At 49.0% G+C, this 15,547-nt stretch carries 11 protein-coding genes; 6 read left to right on the top strand and 5 right to left on the bottom strand.

Annotation, left to right across the window (positions count from 1 at the left end):
* Nucleotides 1-88 precede the first annotated feature (88 nt).
* Nucleotides 89-862, top strand: a complete 774-nt coding sequence (locus ACYVF1_RS18705) for an NUDIX hydrolase (protein ID WP_461081590.1) — start codon at nucleotides 89-91, stop codon at nucleotides 860-862.
* A 49-nt stretch (nucleotides 863-911) separates the two neighbouring features.
* Here ACYVF1_RS18705 and ACYVF1_RS18700 read toward each other — a convergent pair whose 3' ends face one another.
* On the bottom strand, nucleotides 912-3,218 hold the full coding sequence (locus ACYVF1_RS18700; RefSeq protein WP_461081588.1) for a TonB-dependent receptor: 2,307 nt from the start codon (nucleotides 3,216-3,218) through the stop codon (nucleotides 912-914).
* Between the two features lie 234 nt (nucleotides 3,219-3,452).
* On the opposite strand from ACYVF1_RS18700, the gene ACYVF1_RS18695 reads away from it, so the two are divergent.
* The 3 genes from ACYVF1_RS18695 to ACYVF1_RS18685 all read left to right on the top strand — a co-directional run bounded on the left by ACYVF1_RS18695 (nucleotide 3,453) and on the right by ACYVF1_RS18685 (nucleotide 6,021).
* Nucleotides 3,453-4,574, top strand: coding sequence for a PepSY-associated TM helix domain-containing protein (locus ACYVF1_RS18695; RefSeq protein WP_461081586.1), 1,122 nt, complete (start codon nucleotides 3,453-3,455; stop codon nucleotides 4,572-4,574).
* Nucleotides 4,575-4,608: 34 nt separating this feature from the next.
* A complete protein-coding gene (locus ACYVF1_RS18690; protein WP_461081584.1) occupies nucleotides 4,609-5,151 on the top strand; it encodes a YdeI/OmpD-associated family protein in 543 nt (180 codons plus the stop codon).
* Nucleotides 5,152-5,298: 147 nt separating this feature from the next.
* Nucleotides 5,299-6,021: an SDR family oxidoreductase gene (locus ACYVF1_RS18685; RefSeq protein ID WP_461081582.1), complete on the top strand. Its 723-nt coding sequence runs from the start codon at nucleotides 5,299-5,301 to the stop codon at nucleotides 6,019-6,021.
* A 96-nt stretch (nucleotides 6,022-6,117) separates the two neighbouring features.
* Here the strand turns inward: ACYVF1_RS18685 and ACYVF1_RS18680 are convergent, their stop codons facing one another.
* From ACYVF1_RS18680 to ACYVF1_RS18665, 4 genes are all read right to left on the bottom strand, one after another.
* Nucleotides 6,118-8,313 carry a TonB-dependent receptor gene (locus ACYVF1_RS18680; protein ID WP_461081580.1) on the bottom strand — a complete coding sequence of 732 codons (2,196 nt, stop codon included), beginning with the start codon at nucleotides 8,311-8,313 and terminating at the stop codon, nucleotides 6,118-6,120.
* A 94-nt stretch (nucleotides 8,314-8,407) separates the two neighbouring features.
* Nucleotides 8,408-9,694: a sensor histidine kinase gene (locus ACYVF1_RS18675; RefSeq protein ID WP_461081578.1), complete on the bottom strand. Its 1,287-nt coding sequence runs from the start codon at nucleotides 9,692-9,694 to the stop codon at nucleotides 8,408-8,410.
* Complete coding sequence (locus tag ACYVF1_RS18670) at nucleotides 9,691-10,374, bottom strand: response regulator transcription factor (protein ID WP_461081576.1); 684 nt, start codon at nucleotides 10,372-10,374, stop codon at nucleotides 9,691-9,693. Before ACYVF1_RS18670 ends, ACYVF1_RS18675 begins: the two co-directional genes overlap by 4 nt.
* Before the next feature lie 84 nt (nucleotides 10,375-10,458).
* Nucleotides 10,459-11,430 carry an aldo/keto reductase gene (locus tag ACYVF1_RS18665; protein WP_461081574.1) on the bottom strand — a complete coding sequence of 324 codons (972 nt, stop codon included), beginning with the start codon at nucleotides 11,428-11,430 and terminating at the stop codon, nucleotides 10,459-10,461.
* 108 nt (nucleotides 11,431-11,538) lie between these two features.
* Here ACYVF1_RS18665 and ACYVF1_RS18660 point away from each other — a divergent pair, with 108 nt between their 5' ends.
* On the top strand, nucleotides 11,539-11,835 hold the full coding sequence (locus ACYVF1_RS18660; protein WP_461081572.1) for a putative quinol monooxygenase: 297 nt from the start codon (nucleotides 11,539-11,541) through the stop codon (nucleotides 11,833-11,835).
* Nucleotides 11,836-11,996: 161 nt separating this feature from the next.
* Nucleotides 11,997-15,539 carry a carboxypeptidase-like regulatory domain-containing protein gene (locus tag ACYVF1_RS18655; RefSeq protein WP_461081570.1) on the top strand — a complete coding sequence of 1,181 codons (3,543 nt, stop codon included), beginning with the start codon at nucleotides 11,997-11,999 and terminating at the stop codon, nucleotides 15,537-15,539.
* Nucleotides 15,540-15,547: the final 8 nt, after the last annotated feature.

Here is a 15,547-nt window from a genome sequence, read left to right as displayed (position 1 = left end):
TAGGGGTTGTGTAACTTTTACACAATGATACGTATTTCTTTGTCAATGTGTATTGTGTACACACTATATTTGTTTTTAAAATTTCTTCATGGAATACAAAAATCAAGTACAGAAACTGATTCAGGAATTTAAAACAGACTTTTTGCCGTCAGTATCGGTTGACCTGGTCATTTTCGGGTTTCATGCTGGGCAGCTAAAAGTGTTGTTACTACGTTGGAAGAACACCGACGATTGGTGTTTGCCGGGAGGACGTATCCGCTATGAAGAAAGTTTAGAAGATGCGGCTTACCGAAGTCTGCACGGACGTACTGGCCTGACAGAGATTTTCTTACAGCAGTTTCACACCTTTGGCGATACCCGGCGCTACATTCATTTCAGTCAGCAGGAAACACTGAGAAGATTGGGCTTATCTGAAGCGGATTTGCTGGAGTTTTCCAGCCGTGACGTATCGGTTGGTTATTATGCTTTGGTCGAATTTGCCAACGTAGTACCGACCCCCGATTTCTTTACCGACGAGTGCCGCTGGTGGGACATCAATCAGGTACCGCCACTTTTGTTTGACCATAACGACATGATTACGCTGGCACTGAAAACACTACGTCGGCAATTAACGTATCAGCCGATTGGCTATAATTTGTTGCCCGAGAAATTTACAATGCCTGATTTACAGCAGCTTTACGAAACCATTTTGGGTCAATCGCTCGATCGGCGAAATTTTCAGAAACGCATGCTTGGCTACGACATTCTGGAGCGGCTGGAGGAACGAAAAACTGGTGGCGCCCACAAAGCGCCGTACCTGTATCGGTTCAATAAAGAGAAGTACGAAAAGGCCCTTGCTGATGAGATTTTGTTTGTGGGGTAATATGGCCTAAAATTTTCACGAGCGGCTTCGTCAGAATGACAAAAACTGCTTAATACGAATACGTAAAACTCAAATTAAATCGAGCGCCGTTGCCGCGTGTATACGTAGCATTGGCCGCATAAAATTGGGATACAACCGGGTAGTACGATTCATTCAACAGGTTTTCGACACCGAGATTGAGCCGCGTAGATTTCGTCGTTTGCCAGCCTGCGCTAAGGTTAACCAAATCGAACGCATGAATTGGCCCTTCACCCGACAGATATGCCCCATTGGCTTGTGGCTTAAACCGGTCGCGGTTGCCTGAGTGAATCCAGAACAGCCCCAGATTGACCGATTTAATCGGCGAGTACCGTAGCGAAGCCGTGGTTTTGGGAGGGGCAATGCGAGTTGTGTTCAGATACGTATCGGCATCACCATCAAACTGCCCGTCATTATTAGAATCAACTTTGCCTTCGATGTATGCATAGTTTCCACCCAGTGTCAGGTTGCGTAACAGGTTCAGATCCAACGAGAATTCGACGCCTTGTACACGTTCTGGTAAGCGTTGTGGCGTGAAAATGCCGTTCGCGTTGGCAACCAGACTGGAACCCAATTTGGATGTACTCAGATAATAAGCCGCACTAAACTCCGCAATGCCCCGGCGGCTGCTGAAACCAACCTCGTAGTTATTGACGATAATCGGTTCCGTCTGCAATAGAGAAATCGTATTTTGGGTAGCGGCACGTAGCACCCGGCCCAGATCATAAATCGAGAAAGCCTGCGAATAACTCACGAACGGATTAAACGCCTTGAACTTCGTATAGCGCAATCCTGCATTGAATACCAATGCATTATAATTCAAATTGCCGCCTTTGACCGCTACGCTACCTTTGCCATCTGCCCCGGTTGCCAACGTAGTATAATCCGAAACGTTCACCTGAATATTTTCGTAACGAACGCCACCTTTCGCGATCAAATGTTGGCCAATTGTGGTATTTGCCTGTGCATAAGGCGCTTTATTATTCATGTTCATATCGGGTACCCACAAACGGCCATCGACTAAATATTGCGATGTTACGTCGTTCAGCAAATCAAAACCATACGTAACATCGCCGATCAGTACGTTGCCTGCGGAGAAAGGTGTTGTCAGATTCAGCCGGACGCCTTTTTTGTCGGAATTAATTTTCGACTGACCACTGCCGAAAAACGAGGTTGAATTGCTGTAAACCGTTTCGAATTTCTGCATGTACAGGTTTACTTCCAGGTCGGTGCCGCCGATCAGGTCGCGGCTTCGGTACGTTACGTAAGCGTTGTGGTTGAACCGGTTACCTTCATCAACGCCGATACGGGTGCCGAGTACGCCGATGGCTGGTGTTGTGGGGTATTTACCGGCTTGCAGTACGTAGTTCGAATGCTGGTTGCTGCTGTAGTAATTGTACATAGCCTCAATCCGGTCGCGACCCTGCCGACTGCCGAAGTTCAGGTCGTAACCCAGCTTGACAAAGCCTTGATATTGTTTAGTTTCGCCCAGACCGTACTCCGGTGAAATCACTTCACCCTTTGCATCGTAGAAAACCCCCGTTTTGTCGTAGAGACCACTTACTACGTAGTCAAGCTGACCGACCTTCCCGTAAAATTGTTGTGTAAAACGACTTCCGATGGAGTTGTTAAGGTGAAACAAATTGCCCGTCATTCCAATCGACGTAGCGCCACCAAACGTTTTGCCAGCCACAGGCTTTTTGGTGATGTAGTTGATTAGTCCACCGTCGGCACCGTTGCCATAAATCGACGTAGCGCCTTTGATAACTTCTACGCGCTCAATAACCGATGGATCAATGGTCCGAATGTCGCGGCTACCGGCACGTAGCGGTGTCGATTGTGGAATTCCGTCAATGAGTACCAATACGTTACGTCCCCGAAGCGTTTGCCCAAACGTGCTGGTTTGGTTGGTACTCAACGCCAGTCCCGGCACAGAGTAGGCCAGTACGTTGCCAATATTCGGGCTAATCCCCGATTGAAGCTGTACGTCGCGGCTGTTGATGACATTGACCGAAGCGGGCGTTTCGGCCAGCGTTTCCTGCCGCCGGCTCGCCGATACAATGACCTCATCGAGAGATGAAGTCATTTCGCCGAGCGACAAATTCAACGTAGTGTTTTCGCCAGATTTCAACGTAACAGCCTGCCGGACTGTCTCGAAACCGACTGCTGAAACTAATAATGTATAGGTTTTTGTAGGTGCTGCTAATGTAAAGCGCCCATCTTCGGTCGTCTGGGTAGCGTAGCGCGTGCCGATTAAACCGACCGTAGCAAATGGAATGGGTTTGCCAGATGCATCAGATACCGTGCCCATTAAACTGGACTGGGTTATCTGTGCCATCAATTGGAGACTGATCAGGAGGCTAATACAAATAGGCAATAAACGTCGTAACATTTTCGGGAGTGTAGAACGAATCTAAATAAGGTCGCAAAGTAAACCCCTGTTTAGATTCGATACAAATAATGGATCGTTTTATTTGGAATATATCTAAAGAAGAAAGATTTTTGTCGTTTGCCTGCAAGCACATACAATCTGATGCTGGGCGAAATATTGAGCCTCGTCTGATACGTATACATGAAAAAATTAGTTGGGAAACTGCATCTCTGGTTTGGTCTGTCGGCCGGTCTGATTGTGTTTATTAGCAGCATAACCGGCTGTATGTACGTATTCGAGCAGGAGTTGCAGGGAATCATCCATCGCGACCAGTTATTTGTCGAAGCCCAAAATCGGCCTCTGCTACGTATAAGTCAGGTATACGAACTGGTAAAGCGTGATGTGCCCAAAGCGACGATACAACGTATTACGCGCCAGCACGAACCGGGTGGAACGTATCAGGTTTTGCTGAAAGACAAGCGGCTCATCAGCGTAAACCCGTACACGGGCGAGTTGCTGGGCACGCGGAACATGAAGCGCGATTTTTTCGCCGTAGCGCGGGAAATCCACACGAGTCTGATGCTGGGCGATACCGGAAAAGTGATTATTGGTACGTCGGCTCTGATTTATCTATTTATGATGCTCTCCGGCCTGATTTTGTGGTGGCCGCAAACCAAACGGATGCTTCGCCAGAAATTCACTATCAAGTGGGAAGCGAAATTTCCGAAAATCAATTACGACTGGCACAGCGTTGGTGGGTTCTATGCCATTCTTTTTCTGCTAATTACGGCATCGACGGGTCTGATCTGGGCGTTTCAATGGTGGGAAAATGGGTTGTACGCCATCACCGGCTCTCCCGCACGTGATCGGCCGAAACCGCGTTCCGTTTATCAGGCCAACGCCAAACCAACGCCGATTGACAAGGCTTATGAGCACGTAGCTTCTCTGGAACCCAACTCCACGGAAACACTTATTAATTTTCCGACTGATTCGGTAGGGGCGATTCGGGTGCAGCTTCGCTACGATGAATCGTCGTTTTACCGGAAATACACCAATTTCTACTTCGATCAGTTTTCGGGGAAAGTACTATACGGAAAGCGTTATCAGGATTTTTCCAAAGGAGACGTAGCACGTGGGGCGGCTTACGATATTCACACGGGCGGCTGGCTGGGATTACCGGGTAAAATTCTTGCGTTTTTTGTGAGTTTATTTTCGGCTACGTTGCCCATATCGGGTTTTCTGATCTGGTGGAATAAACGAAAAATGACCCGCAAACAGGCGAAGAAAGTCACTAGAAAACCAGAACGGGAAAAAGTTGCCTGAATGGAGTTATTTTGTAACTCTGTTCTTGTCAATCATGCCCACGTTTACAACGATTCTCCAGAAGTTCGGCGAAAAAGGTGATAAAACGCGCTGGACATACATCGAAATCCCAATCGCCATAAGCGAAGAATTAAAGCCTGGCCACAAAAAATCGTTCCGGGTCAAAGGCACACTGGAGGATTATCCAATCCGTCAGATAGCGTTGCTACCCCTCGGTCGTTCGGTAGAACGTATCACCGACGGGCTAGAAGGCGGGTTTATGTTGCCCATCAACGCAGCTATGCGTCGGGGAATGGGAAAACACGACGAAGGCGCAACCATCCGCGTTACGTTGGAAGTTGATGATCAGCCACTTCCTCAATCGGCCGATCTCCTTGCCTGTCTGACTGATGATCCTGACGCCAAACGGCAGTTTGATTCGCTTCCCAAAAGTCATCAGCAGTATTTCAGCAACTGGATTGAAGACGCCAAAACGCCCGAAACCAAAGAAACGCGACTTGTGCAGGCGATACGTGGACTAGCGATGGGTATGAACTACGGGGAAATGATTCGGTATTTCAGAAAACAGAAAGAGTGACTATTGATTCATTGTAAAGAAGCTGTTTAAACTTCTTCCCTCTTTATTTCGGAAAGATTAAACAGCTTCAACGGGAACAAAAGAGGTCGCTACGTTCTTTGCAAACTTTACGTATACCTTTGCGCTTCTTCAGCTCAGAAAATCAGCATGAACGTAGAAAATAAAACGGTTATTATCTCGGGAGCATCACGCGGTATTGGCCGCGCAACGGCCCTGATGCTGGCTCATCATGGTGCCAACGTAGTGGTTACGGCACGTAACGCCGAGGAGTTAAATACACTTCAAAAAGAAGCTACCGACGGTCACGTTCGGGGGAAAATTGTGGCTGTTCCGGGCGACGTCAGCAACGAGGCCGATGTGGCGAACGTAGTGAAAACCACCTTCGACCAATTTCACCGTATCGACGTAGTGATCAACAATGCCGGATACGGGGTTTTCAAAAACATTGATGAGATTTCAGTTACCGAATGGGACGACCTGATGGCGACGAACGTAAAAGGAACCTTTCTGCTGACTAAAGCCGCGCTGCCTTTTTTGAAAGAGCAACGTAGTGGACACATTGTCGTGGTAGCATCTGACGTAGCGAAACGGACCTTTGCCGGTGGGGCGTTGTACACAGCCAGTAAGTACGCACAGGAAGCGTTTATAGGCGCGTTACGTAAGGAAGTCCGTTCCTTCAACATTAAAGTGACGGGCGTTTACTCTGGTCTGGTGGATTCGAGTTTTCATGCCGAAGGGCACCGACAGGAGAGCCGGGGAAGCTGGCTCAAAAACGAAGACATGGCTGAGTCAATGCTATTCATCGTGAGTCGGCCCGCACACGTAGTGATTGATGAGTTTATGGTACATCCGCTTTCGCAGGAGTACTAATCAGGGCAAACGTATTTAATGTCTGATCTCTACCGTATTGCTGACGCCTGTCGAAGCCACAGGCGTCAGCAATACGGTGTGTATACATAGTTTTTTCTACAACGTATACTTCAACGCTACGTTCGCGATACGTCCTTCCAGCGGTGCCCAGATGGGACGGAAGCTCGGTTGTGAAAGAGGACCGCTTACGACGGTTTCGTAGTTGGCCTGTTTGATGTTGAACAGGTTTTCGGCATTTACTACCAGCCGCCAGTGGTCGTTGTAATGATATTCGGCGGCACCAGCGAAAAACCAGTAATTCGCCACTTTTTGATTGTTGTAAAGGTATTGGGTGCCGACATAACTGCTCTCGATACCAAAACGAAAATGGTCATTTTCCCACGCAATCGTAGTTGAGAATTTGTCTTGCGGAGCCAGCGGCAGATAACTGGTATCGGTAGGGCCATCGCGACGGGCGAGGGTATGGTTATAGCCAAAATACAGTTCGTAAGCGTTGTATTCGAGTCGAACATACGTATCCGTCCCCAGGCTGAGCATGTTGTAGGGCGCATTTATCAACTGCGTATAAGCTCCCAGATTGTTGGATGTACTGGCAAAGGTCGATACCACAGGCGACCTGACATACGTATAATAAAACGCCTGATCGACCTGAACCGAGAAACCGCTCTCAAACGTCTTGGAGTAAGCAATATCGATATTGGTTCCTACGGATTTCTCTGCTTTCACTACGTTCACATCAATCGGCAGCAGACGGGGGAAAATCAAACTAACGCCCAGTTGACCGGGTGTCTGATTCACAAATAGATTGGGTGTTTTATAGCCGGTTCCGACACTCAAACGTACTGTCCAGGGATCTGAGGGTTTCAACTTGACCGACAGGCGTGGAAGTAAGAAACTTCCGAACGTATTGTGGTGGTCGAAACGAAGGCCGGCCTGTAGTGCTACTTTTTCTCCCAGCTGCCAGTCGTCCTGCACGAAAGCCCCAACGGTTTGGTACGTATAATCGACCAGCCGGGTACTATCACTGTTCCGCCGAAAGGCTTCAACCGTATAATTGATTCCGCCAATCAATTGGTGATTGCCGAATTTTGCAAAATCATTGGCTTCAAGATAAACAGATGATTGGCGGCCGTCCGAACGTTTCTGGTAATCGGTATTTTGTCGGTGAAAGGTACTGAGGGCTCCTTTGAACGTTAATGAATTAAGGTTCGACGTAGCGTGATTGGCGTCAAAATCAATCGTATGTCGTTGTAAATCAGTGATGTTCTGATATGCATTCGGCTGAGTGCCTTCGAGTGCAGGCAGGTAACCGCCCGCCCGGTGTTCGTTGGTAAAGGCGTAACCGATATTCAGTTTTGAATGGTCAGTTGGGTTGTAGAAAAACTTGGGATGGAAGTTAAACTGCTTGATTTCCGGGCTGTCGGTGAAGCCATCGTTTGTTACGTCGACGGCTTGTTGATTCGTATATCCACTGAATAACGTCAGTCCCGTTTTGCCGTAACGTTGCGAATAATAAGCATTTAGGTTCGTTTCTTTCAGATTTGAGCGGTTGAGCAGGGCCGTGAATTCCGGTTTTTCGGACGTTGGCGACTTCGATACGATATTGATCATTCCGCCGATAGCACCACCGCCATAGAGCGTCGAAACAGACCCTTTCACAACTTCAATCTGCTTCAAATCCAGCGGTGGAATCTGGAGTACGCCGAGGTTTCCCGAAAACCCTTCGTATAATGGCAAGCCATCACGTAAAATTTGGGTGTATTTTGGATCAAGCCCCTGCATCCGAATGGCCTGATTTCCGTTCACTGCCGAGGTACGCTGGACATGAATAATTGAAATATCGCCCAGAATACTACTCACATTGCCCGGTACGACAGCGCTTTCCTCGTCCATATCCTCCTGCCCAAGCACTTCGACTTTAATTGGCAAATCTTCGATACGCGAATTGGTACGTGTGGCCGTAACGGTCACTTCATCAATGGATTCACTTGCCGTTTTAAGAAAAAAGACAAGCGTATCGCTACTTGTAGTTATCGGAAAACGGGTCGTTTCGTAACCAACCGCACTGACGATGACAGACGAAACGGAAAGTGGGATGGCGGGTAGCGTAGCAAAACCACTGGCATCGGTAACGGCACCCATAGTAGGTTTAATCTGGGACAGTACCCGAATGGTTGCGCCAATAACAGGCTCGTGGGTAGCACTGTCCTGAACTCGAATAATTCGGTTGACTTGACTGTATACTGACTTGGTAGTCAGCACAAAAAGAAGAATAAAAAATAGCTTTTTCATTTCCGGCGTTATGCTCGCGTTTACTTGTGCGAGGCATCTAACCGCAAGTTTCGGAAGCAATTATGAAGAGAATTTGAAGAAGAAAACGCTGCGGCTATGGAAATGTCAGTTGAAAGGAGTGCATTGCTTGCTGCGTGTCGTATGCATACGATATTGACATTCGGTAGCGGTCACAAATCTGTTTAACTAAAGCCAGTCCTAAACCCGTAGAGTCGGGGTGGGCAGGATTTTTGACAAATCGATTGAATAGCTGGCTGTCCGGAAAGGGGAGGGGTTTACCCGTGTTCTGAATAATTAACGAATTCGTTGTTAGACTCATACGTATCATTCCCAACATATCGTCTGGACGTGGACAGCCATGTCGCACCGCATTTTTCAGCAGATTTGTAACGAGTATACTGGCTAACTGACTGTTCATGCGTATCCGTACGTTGGCCGTAATGGATTGCTCGGTAGCTAGATTTCGATGGGCAAAAAACGGCTCATAATCCTGAATAGTTTGTTCCAGTAATTCGCTCAGATTCACTACGTCTTCATTGATAAATTGATCATTTTCTACCTGAGTGAGCAGCAGCAGCGAACGATTCAACTGGCTTAATCGGCTCAGCGAGTCGGTAGCGCGTTGTAGATGGGCGTAGTCATTCTCTCTGAGATGATCTGACTGCATCAGGAAATCAAGTTCCGCTGCGGCTATGGCCAACGGCGTTTGCAACTCATGCGATGCGTTTTCGGTGAATTGCTTTTGCAGCGAAAACTGCTGCCATAATTTTTGCGTCAACTCTTGCAAAGACCGATTTAGCAAATCGAACTCCCGAATTCGGCTGACCGGAAACATCGGATTAGCAGCCTGATCGAGTCTGAATTGGCCTAGTTGGTGAATTGTTTCGTGGAAAGGGCGCCAAAGACGACCGGCCAGCCCCAACCCCACGACGACCGATAAAGCCATCAAAATCAAAAATCCCCAAATGACACCGACTGACATGATCCGGGCCAGTTCGTCGAATTCGTAATACGCCTGCTGGACCGTTACCTGATACGTTTGTCTATTAGCTGCTACGTTCGTTTTTACCTGACGAAATGTGATTGACTTCTCTTTATGAGCTGGATCGGGGAGCGATACGTCTGAAAACTCAGGTCGATTTATGGACCCAGTCGCGATGCGTATCACCTGTGGATTATTGTCCCAATCGGTACGTAACGGCGTGTTCGCGGGTAGCAATTTCAGTCGCTGCTCTACCTGCTCAACCTGACTCATCAGAATCTCATCAACTTCGTGTTGAATGGTTCGGTGGATCAACACATAAAAGCCAACAGACCCAACCAGCGCAATTGCTAAAGCCGTGAGCAACAGAAAGCGGGCCGTCTGCGAAAGAAGACTCATGACAGTCGGGTCGAGAAAACATAGCCAGCGCCATACCGGGTCTGGATGTAGTCAGGGCAACCGGTTGCTATTAGCTTTCGGCGTAGATTTTTCAGGTGCGTATACAAAAACTCGTGTGAATCGACCATGTCCATGGCATCGCCCCAGACATGCTCAACGATGGCTGATTTCGACAGTAATCGGTCCGTATTCGTCACAAAGAACAGCAGCAACTCATACTCTTTGCCGGTCAGCTTAACGTCGTTCGAATGAACACGCACGCGTTGCTGATCGGGCCATAAAGTAAGCTCGCCCGCGTGAACCTGCGACTGACCGCCAAACAGCCGACGACGTAGTATAGACCGTAATCGGGCGTTCAATTCGGGCAAATGAAAGGGTTTAGTCAGGTAATCGTCGGCGCCTGCATCGAGGCCGGTTAGTTTGTCGGCCAGTGCATCTTTGGCCGTAACTACAATGATACCAGCGGTCGATTGTCGATTTTTCAGTTCGCGAACCAGATCGAGACCATTCCCATCGGGCAGCATCAAATCGACAATTAGGCAATCGTAATCATAGTCATGCGCTTTAATGACCGCTTCCCGGTACGTAGCAGCCGTTGTCACTACGTAGTTTTCGCCTTCAAGATAGCGTTGGATTGACGCTTGTAAAGCGGGTTCGTCTTCAACCAGGAGAATTTTCATGCCTGCAAATAGGAATGAATACTGGGTAATGTAAAATATTAGCTACGCCAATTAATTATTTTACATTACCCAATATTTACAAAACTACTGGCTCCAGCTCGTTGGCGTACGGTCCCAGCGATGACCTTGTAATTCACGTAGTAGTTCGGGGGAGAGGCTGTTACCGTCGCTGGCGGCAGTGTTGGCTTCTACGTTACGTATCTGGCGCATTCCGGGAATGGTCGTGTGAACATCAGGATTGCTCAAAATGAAACGTAGCGCCATTTCGGGCATCGTCATGCCGTTTGGAATAAGCGGTTTCAACGCGTCGGCATGCTCGACGCTGGCGTTGAGATTTTCGGGCACGAAATACGTTGAACGCCAGTCGTTGGCCGGAAACGTGGTTTCTTTGGTGAACGTACCGGTAAGTGTACCTTCATCGAACGGTACGCGGGCAATTACGCCAATGTTCAATTCACGACAAAGTGGAAACAGTTTGTCTTCTGGATTCTGGTCAAAAATGTTATAGATGACCTGAACGGCATCAATCAGCCCGGTACGTAGCGTATTCAGGCAGTTCTCTGGTTCCCAGCGATTTACCGATACGCCCCAGGCCTGCACTTTTCCCTCTTGCGTAAGTTTGGTAATAGCTTCTTTCCACTCATCCTGCTCGGCCCAGCCATCTTCCCAAACGTGAAATTGTTGTAAATCGATTGTTTCGACTCCGAGATTTTTCAGGCTTTTTTCGGTGTACTCTACAATGTAATCTGCCGGAAATACGTCGCTTAAATCGTAGTCCGGCTTCGACGGCCACTTGCGGTTTTTAGGCGGAATCTTAGTGGCAGCGTACAGTTTTTTATCGGGATGATTTTTCAGAAGCTGGTTCAGCACTTCTTCGCTAACGCCGTCGCCATACGCCCAGGCCGTGTCGAAAAAGTTGCAACCCAATTCAACGGAGCGTTCGAGGGCACGGAGAACTTCCTGTTTATCAGAGCCTGTCCAACCGGCCAGCCCCCACATACCGTAACCAATTTCAGAAACCTGCCAGCCCGTTCGGCCAAAAGTGCGGTATTGCATGTCGAAAGAAAAATGAATAATGAAAAATGAAAAGTAAAGTAAAGTCTATTTTTAACCGGACTCCGGTCGCCATTTTTCACTATCAATTTTTCATTGTTCATAAAAATTATGCTCGTACGTATTGTTCGCATGACGTTCCAGCCGGATAAGCTGGCCGATTTTCACGTTATTTTCAACCAGTCGAAGCGGCAGATTCGGGCATTTCCCGGCAATCGCCACCTCGAACTCCTGCGGGATCCCGACCATCCCAACGTACGTATGACGTACAGCTTATGGGAGTCGGCCGATGCGCTCGAAGCGTACCGACGTAGCGAACTGTTTCGCACAACATGGGCTGCGACAAAAATCCTTTTTGCCGAGCGGGCCGTAGCATTTTCCGGGGAAAAGCTGGAGGACGTAACGTAGCTGTTCTTACGCATCGCTGGCTGCTACGTTACTCTGTATAAATGGTTCACTCAAATCTTTGAAAGTCAGTTTTCTACTTCCTGTCTACGTTGTTTCGCTACGTTAAAGTTATAGGTATAATTACGTTGCCGTATTCTTTAAAAAAGGGTAACTTAACCGCTATGCGTTGCACGTGCTTCATCGGCTGGATTACTGTCGTTCTATTGCTAGGATCGACCCGGCTGATTTATGGACAAACGACGACTACTTTTACTGGCTACGTTGTAGATGCCTCGACAGGAAAAGCCATGCCGTTTGCCAATGTGTATGTGAACGGAACAACGAGGGGGGCGCTTACCGACGAAAACGGCTATTATACGCTGGCTGGAGTGCCGCTGGGTACCGTCGAAATTGCCGCTTCGTTTGTTGGTTATCAACCCGCAAAGAACACATACAGAATTGATAATGCGACTCCTCTAAAGGCTAATTTCCGTCTGAAGCCAAGTGAACAAACCCTTAATGCAGTAACGGTTCGGGGGAATCCGAAACGCTGGGAACGGCATCTGCGCCAGTTTAAAAGAGAACTTTTCGGGGAACCGTTTGGCGGACAATGTCTGCTTGTAAACAGTGAAGTGCTCAATTTTAAGGAAGAGAAGGAACACCTGTACGCAACAGCTACGGAGCCACTCGTTATTGATAACCAAGCTCTTGGGTATCGACTAATCTATGATTTACAGCATTTTGATGCTTCCCTAGGAAAGGTTTACTATGCTGGTAATGCCCGTTTCGAGGAATTGAAACCGGAGAACGAACGACAGGCCAACCGATTTCGGCGTAACCGGCTGGTTGCGTACAAAGGCTCTATCCGACATTTAATGGCTAGCCTGGTTGATAATACATTCGAGCAGACCGGTTTTCTGGTATATCAGGAAGATGCCAGTAAAACGATTTCTATGGAACGTCGGCTGATTACCCTTGCGGCTGCGGTCAATGATTATAAGCGCCTTGTTCCGATTCAAGTCGCTACGTTGATTCAACCGGGCCGATTAGCGACCGAACGACGATTGGTTTCACCCATGAAACTGATCATTTTTAACACCAACTCATACTCCGCTTTTTCGCCTTATTCCGATGCTCGTTATGCTTATACCGAAATGAAATTACCTAGCGGTCAATTACAAATGACCACTGATGGAGTGATTACTATGCCCGAAGGCATGGAAGTCAAAGGGTCAATGGGCAACGACCGGCTGTCGACCATGCTGCCCGCTGACTGGAAACCCGAGGGTAATGAAAAAGAGACGCTCAAAAACGGTCCGTTGGCCATTCAGGGGAAACTTGCTCCGCCGGATGCTCGCCTGGGCCGTATCACGACAGCCTTCAACGACCGGTTCAAAGTACTGGCTCCCAGCCTGTTTGTGCACATCGACAAGCCCTTCTACGCCACCGGTGACCGGCTCTGGATGAGCACCTACCTCCTCGACGCACCCTCGCACCAACGGGCCGGAGGAGAAACCGCTATCCATGTCGATCTGCTGAGCTCGGCGGGCAAGCTTGTTCAGCATCAATGGGTGCGCATCATGGACGGACGGGGCGAAGGTAATTTCCGCCTGTCGGATACGCTCTCGACGGGGACGTACCGCCTGCGGGCCTACTCCGATGAGGACGACGCCCAGCGACGACCGGCTTTCGAGCGGTCGGTGGCGGTCTATAACCTGTTTAAAAATGATATTTCGCTACGTAGTGATTCGGTTTCTGAGCCGGTAGACGTTCAGATTTTGCCCGAAGGTGGCCGCTGGATTGTCGGGCTACCAGCCCGATTGGGCGTGAAGCTGGTGCAACCCAATGGACGAGGTTTGGCCACGACAGGACGTATCATTGACGACCTGGGGGCTGAAGTCGCTCGTTTCAGCACCAATCCGCAGGGGATGACCAGCGTAACGATGGAGCCCAAGCCGCAGCGGGCCTACTATGCCGAGGTCGTCTATAACAACCAGCCGCAACGAACGCCTTTACCCAAACCCGAAACCGATGGGCTGCTGCTCTGGGCCGATGCCATCAGCGATACGACTCGGCTGGCATTGACCGTACTGAGTACGAATAAAGTGGTTACCGACTCAGTGTATATCCTGATTCAGCAGCGCGGCCGGGTGATCGATCAGCGAAAGATTCTGCTGCAAAACGGGGTGGCGAAGGTAAGCCTGCCGATGCAGAACTGGTTGCCAGGTCTGGCGCAAATCACGCTCTATGATGCCATTGCCAAGCCCCAGGCCGAGCGATTAGTCTTCGTACCCGAATTCATTTTGCCGATACGGGTGCTGATGGGTTTCAACAAAAAGCTGTATCAGCCTCGCGAGCAGGTCATTCTGAGTGTTAATCTGAACGACAATGGCTTACCCGCGCAGGCGGCTTTATCGGCATCGATCACCGATGCTGGCCAGGTGCCCGATGACAGCGCTGATGCTACGTTGTCAGCCCACTTGTTACTGACGGGCGAGCTGCGGGGACGTATCGAGAATCCGAACCAGTACGTAGTGCGTCCTAGTGGCGAAACCCGTAAAGCGCTGGACGACCTGCTGTTGACGCAAGGCTGGCGACGGGTGAGTGGTACGCCCGAAACCGAATTACTTGGTGGCGTGTCGTTCAGGGGCCGTATTTTGAATGCGAAAAACCAGCCGATTCCCGGCGCTCAGCTCATATTAGCATCGACAGTGCCGGGGCAGTCGTTCGTAAAGTCGGCGGGTGCCGACGAGCGCGGGCGCTTTCGATTGGCGGGGATGGCCATAGCTGATACTGTTCAATTGATGATGCAACTTACTGACCGTCAGTTGAACGATATCCCTCCAAAAGAAGCCTATATGGTTCAGGAAGGACTTGGTAAAGGATGGGAGAATGTAAAAACAACTATTGCACCGGACTGGTCGACGTTGCGGGCTCAACTGGAAGCGGCTCGAATTCGGCAGGAAGCCAATGCCGATTTTTACCGCGACAAAACCGTGAAAGTGCTGAAAGAAGTGACGGTTCGGGGAAAAAAATACGACGATCGTCCTGACGATATTCAACGGCGTAGCCTGCATGCGAATGCCGACGCCACAATTATATTCGATGAAAAATCGCCGGTATACCCAAATCTGTACGAAATGCTTGTAGGGCGTGCTTCGGGAGTTATGGTTACCCGGTCGCCAAATACGGGTGGTTATCAGGTTGTGATAAGGGGCGTGGGTAGTTTGAAAAGCAGTACGCAGCCATTGTTTCTGCTGGATGGAGTACCCATTCAGGACCAAGATGGAACCGCTTTACTGAGCTTTAGTCCTGGTGATATTGAACGTATCGAAGTGTTAAAAAACGGTGGTACGTCGGGTATCTATGGCGTTCGGGGGGGCAACGGAGTCATTGCTTTTTATTCCAAAAGTACCCGATCACAGCAGGGTGTTCAGAAAATCAAGGCGGGGATGGTTCCAGTTCAATTTATTGGCTACCCATCCGTGCAGCGCGAATTTTACGTACCACGCTATGACACAGAGGCAACCACCAATACCATTTCTGGCCCCGTCGATTACCGGGACGTATTATATTGGAAACCAATCATGCAAACCGACAGCCAAGGACGTAGCCAACTCCGTTTTCCGCTATCGGACGTAGTACGGACACTACGTGTTGTGATTCAGGGTGTTACAGCCGATGGGCGTCCGGTGCTGGGTGTTCAGTTGATTCGGGTTCAGTAACGTAGCCG

It is taken from the genome of Spirosoma flavus (genome assembly GCF_054778555.1).
Note: the sequence above shows the minus strand (reverse complement) of the source record. Positions and strands in the feature narration are given on the sequence as shown.

Bases quoted from the DNA above. Each gene is read 5' to 3' on its own strand.
- ACYVF1_RS18665 (WP_461081574.1), bottom strand. From the start codon at position 11,430: ATGCAATACCGCACTTTTGGCCGAACGGGCTGGCAGGTTTCTGAAATT.
- ACYVF1_RS18705 (WP_461081590.1), top strand. From the start codon at position 89: ATGGAATACAAAAATCAAGTACAGAAACTGATTCAGGAATTTAAAACA.
- ACYVF1_RS18675 (WP_461081578.1), bottom strand. From the start codon at position 9,694: ATGAGTCTTCTTTCGCAGACGGCCCGCTTTCTGTTGCTCACGGCTTTA.
- ACYVF1_RS18655 (WP_461081570.1), top strand. From the start codon at position 11,997: ATGCGTTGCACGTGCTTCATCGGCTGGATTACTGTCGTTCTATTGCTA.
- ACYVF1_RS18700 (WP_461081588.1), bottom strand. From the start codon at position 3,218: ATGGCACAGATAACCCAGTCCAGTTTAATGGGCACGGTATCTGATGCA.
- ACYVF1_RS18660 (WP_461081572.1), top strand. From the start codon at position 11,539: ATGCTCGTACGTATTGTTCGCATGACGTTCCAGCCGGATAAGCTGGCC.
- ACYVF1_RS18690 (WP_461081584.1), top strand. From the start codon at position 4,609: ATGCCCACGTTTACAACGATTCTCCAGAAGTTCGGCGAAAAAGGTGAT.
- ACYVF1_RS18670 (WP_461081576.1), bottom strand. From the start codon at position 10,374: ATGAAAATTCTCCTGGTTGAAGACGAACCCGCTTTACAAGCGTCAATC.
- ACYVF1_RS18680 (WP_461081580.1), bottom strand. From the start codon at position 8,313: ATGAAAAAGCTATTTTTTATTCTTCTTTTTGTGCTGACTACCAAGTCA.
- ACYVF1_RS18685 (WP_461081582.1), top strand. From the start codon at position 5,299: ATGAACGTAGAAAATAAAACGGTTATTATCTCGGGAGCATCACGCGGT.
- ACYVF1_RS18695 (WP_461081586.1), top strand. From the start codon at position 3,453: ATGAAAAAATTAGTTGGGAAACTGCATCTCTGGTTTGGTCTGTCGGCC.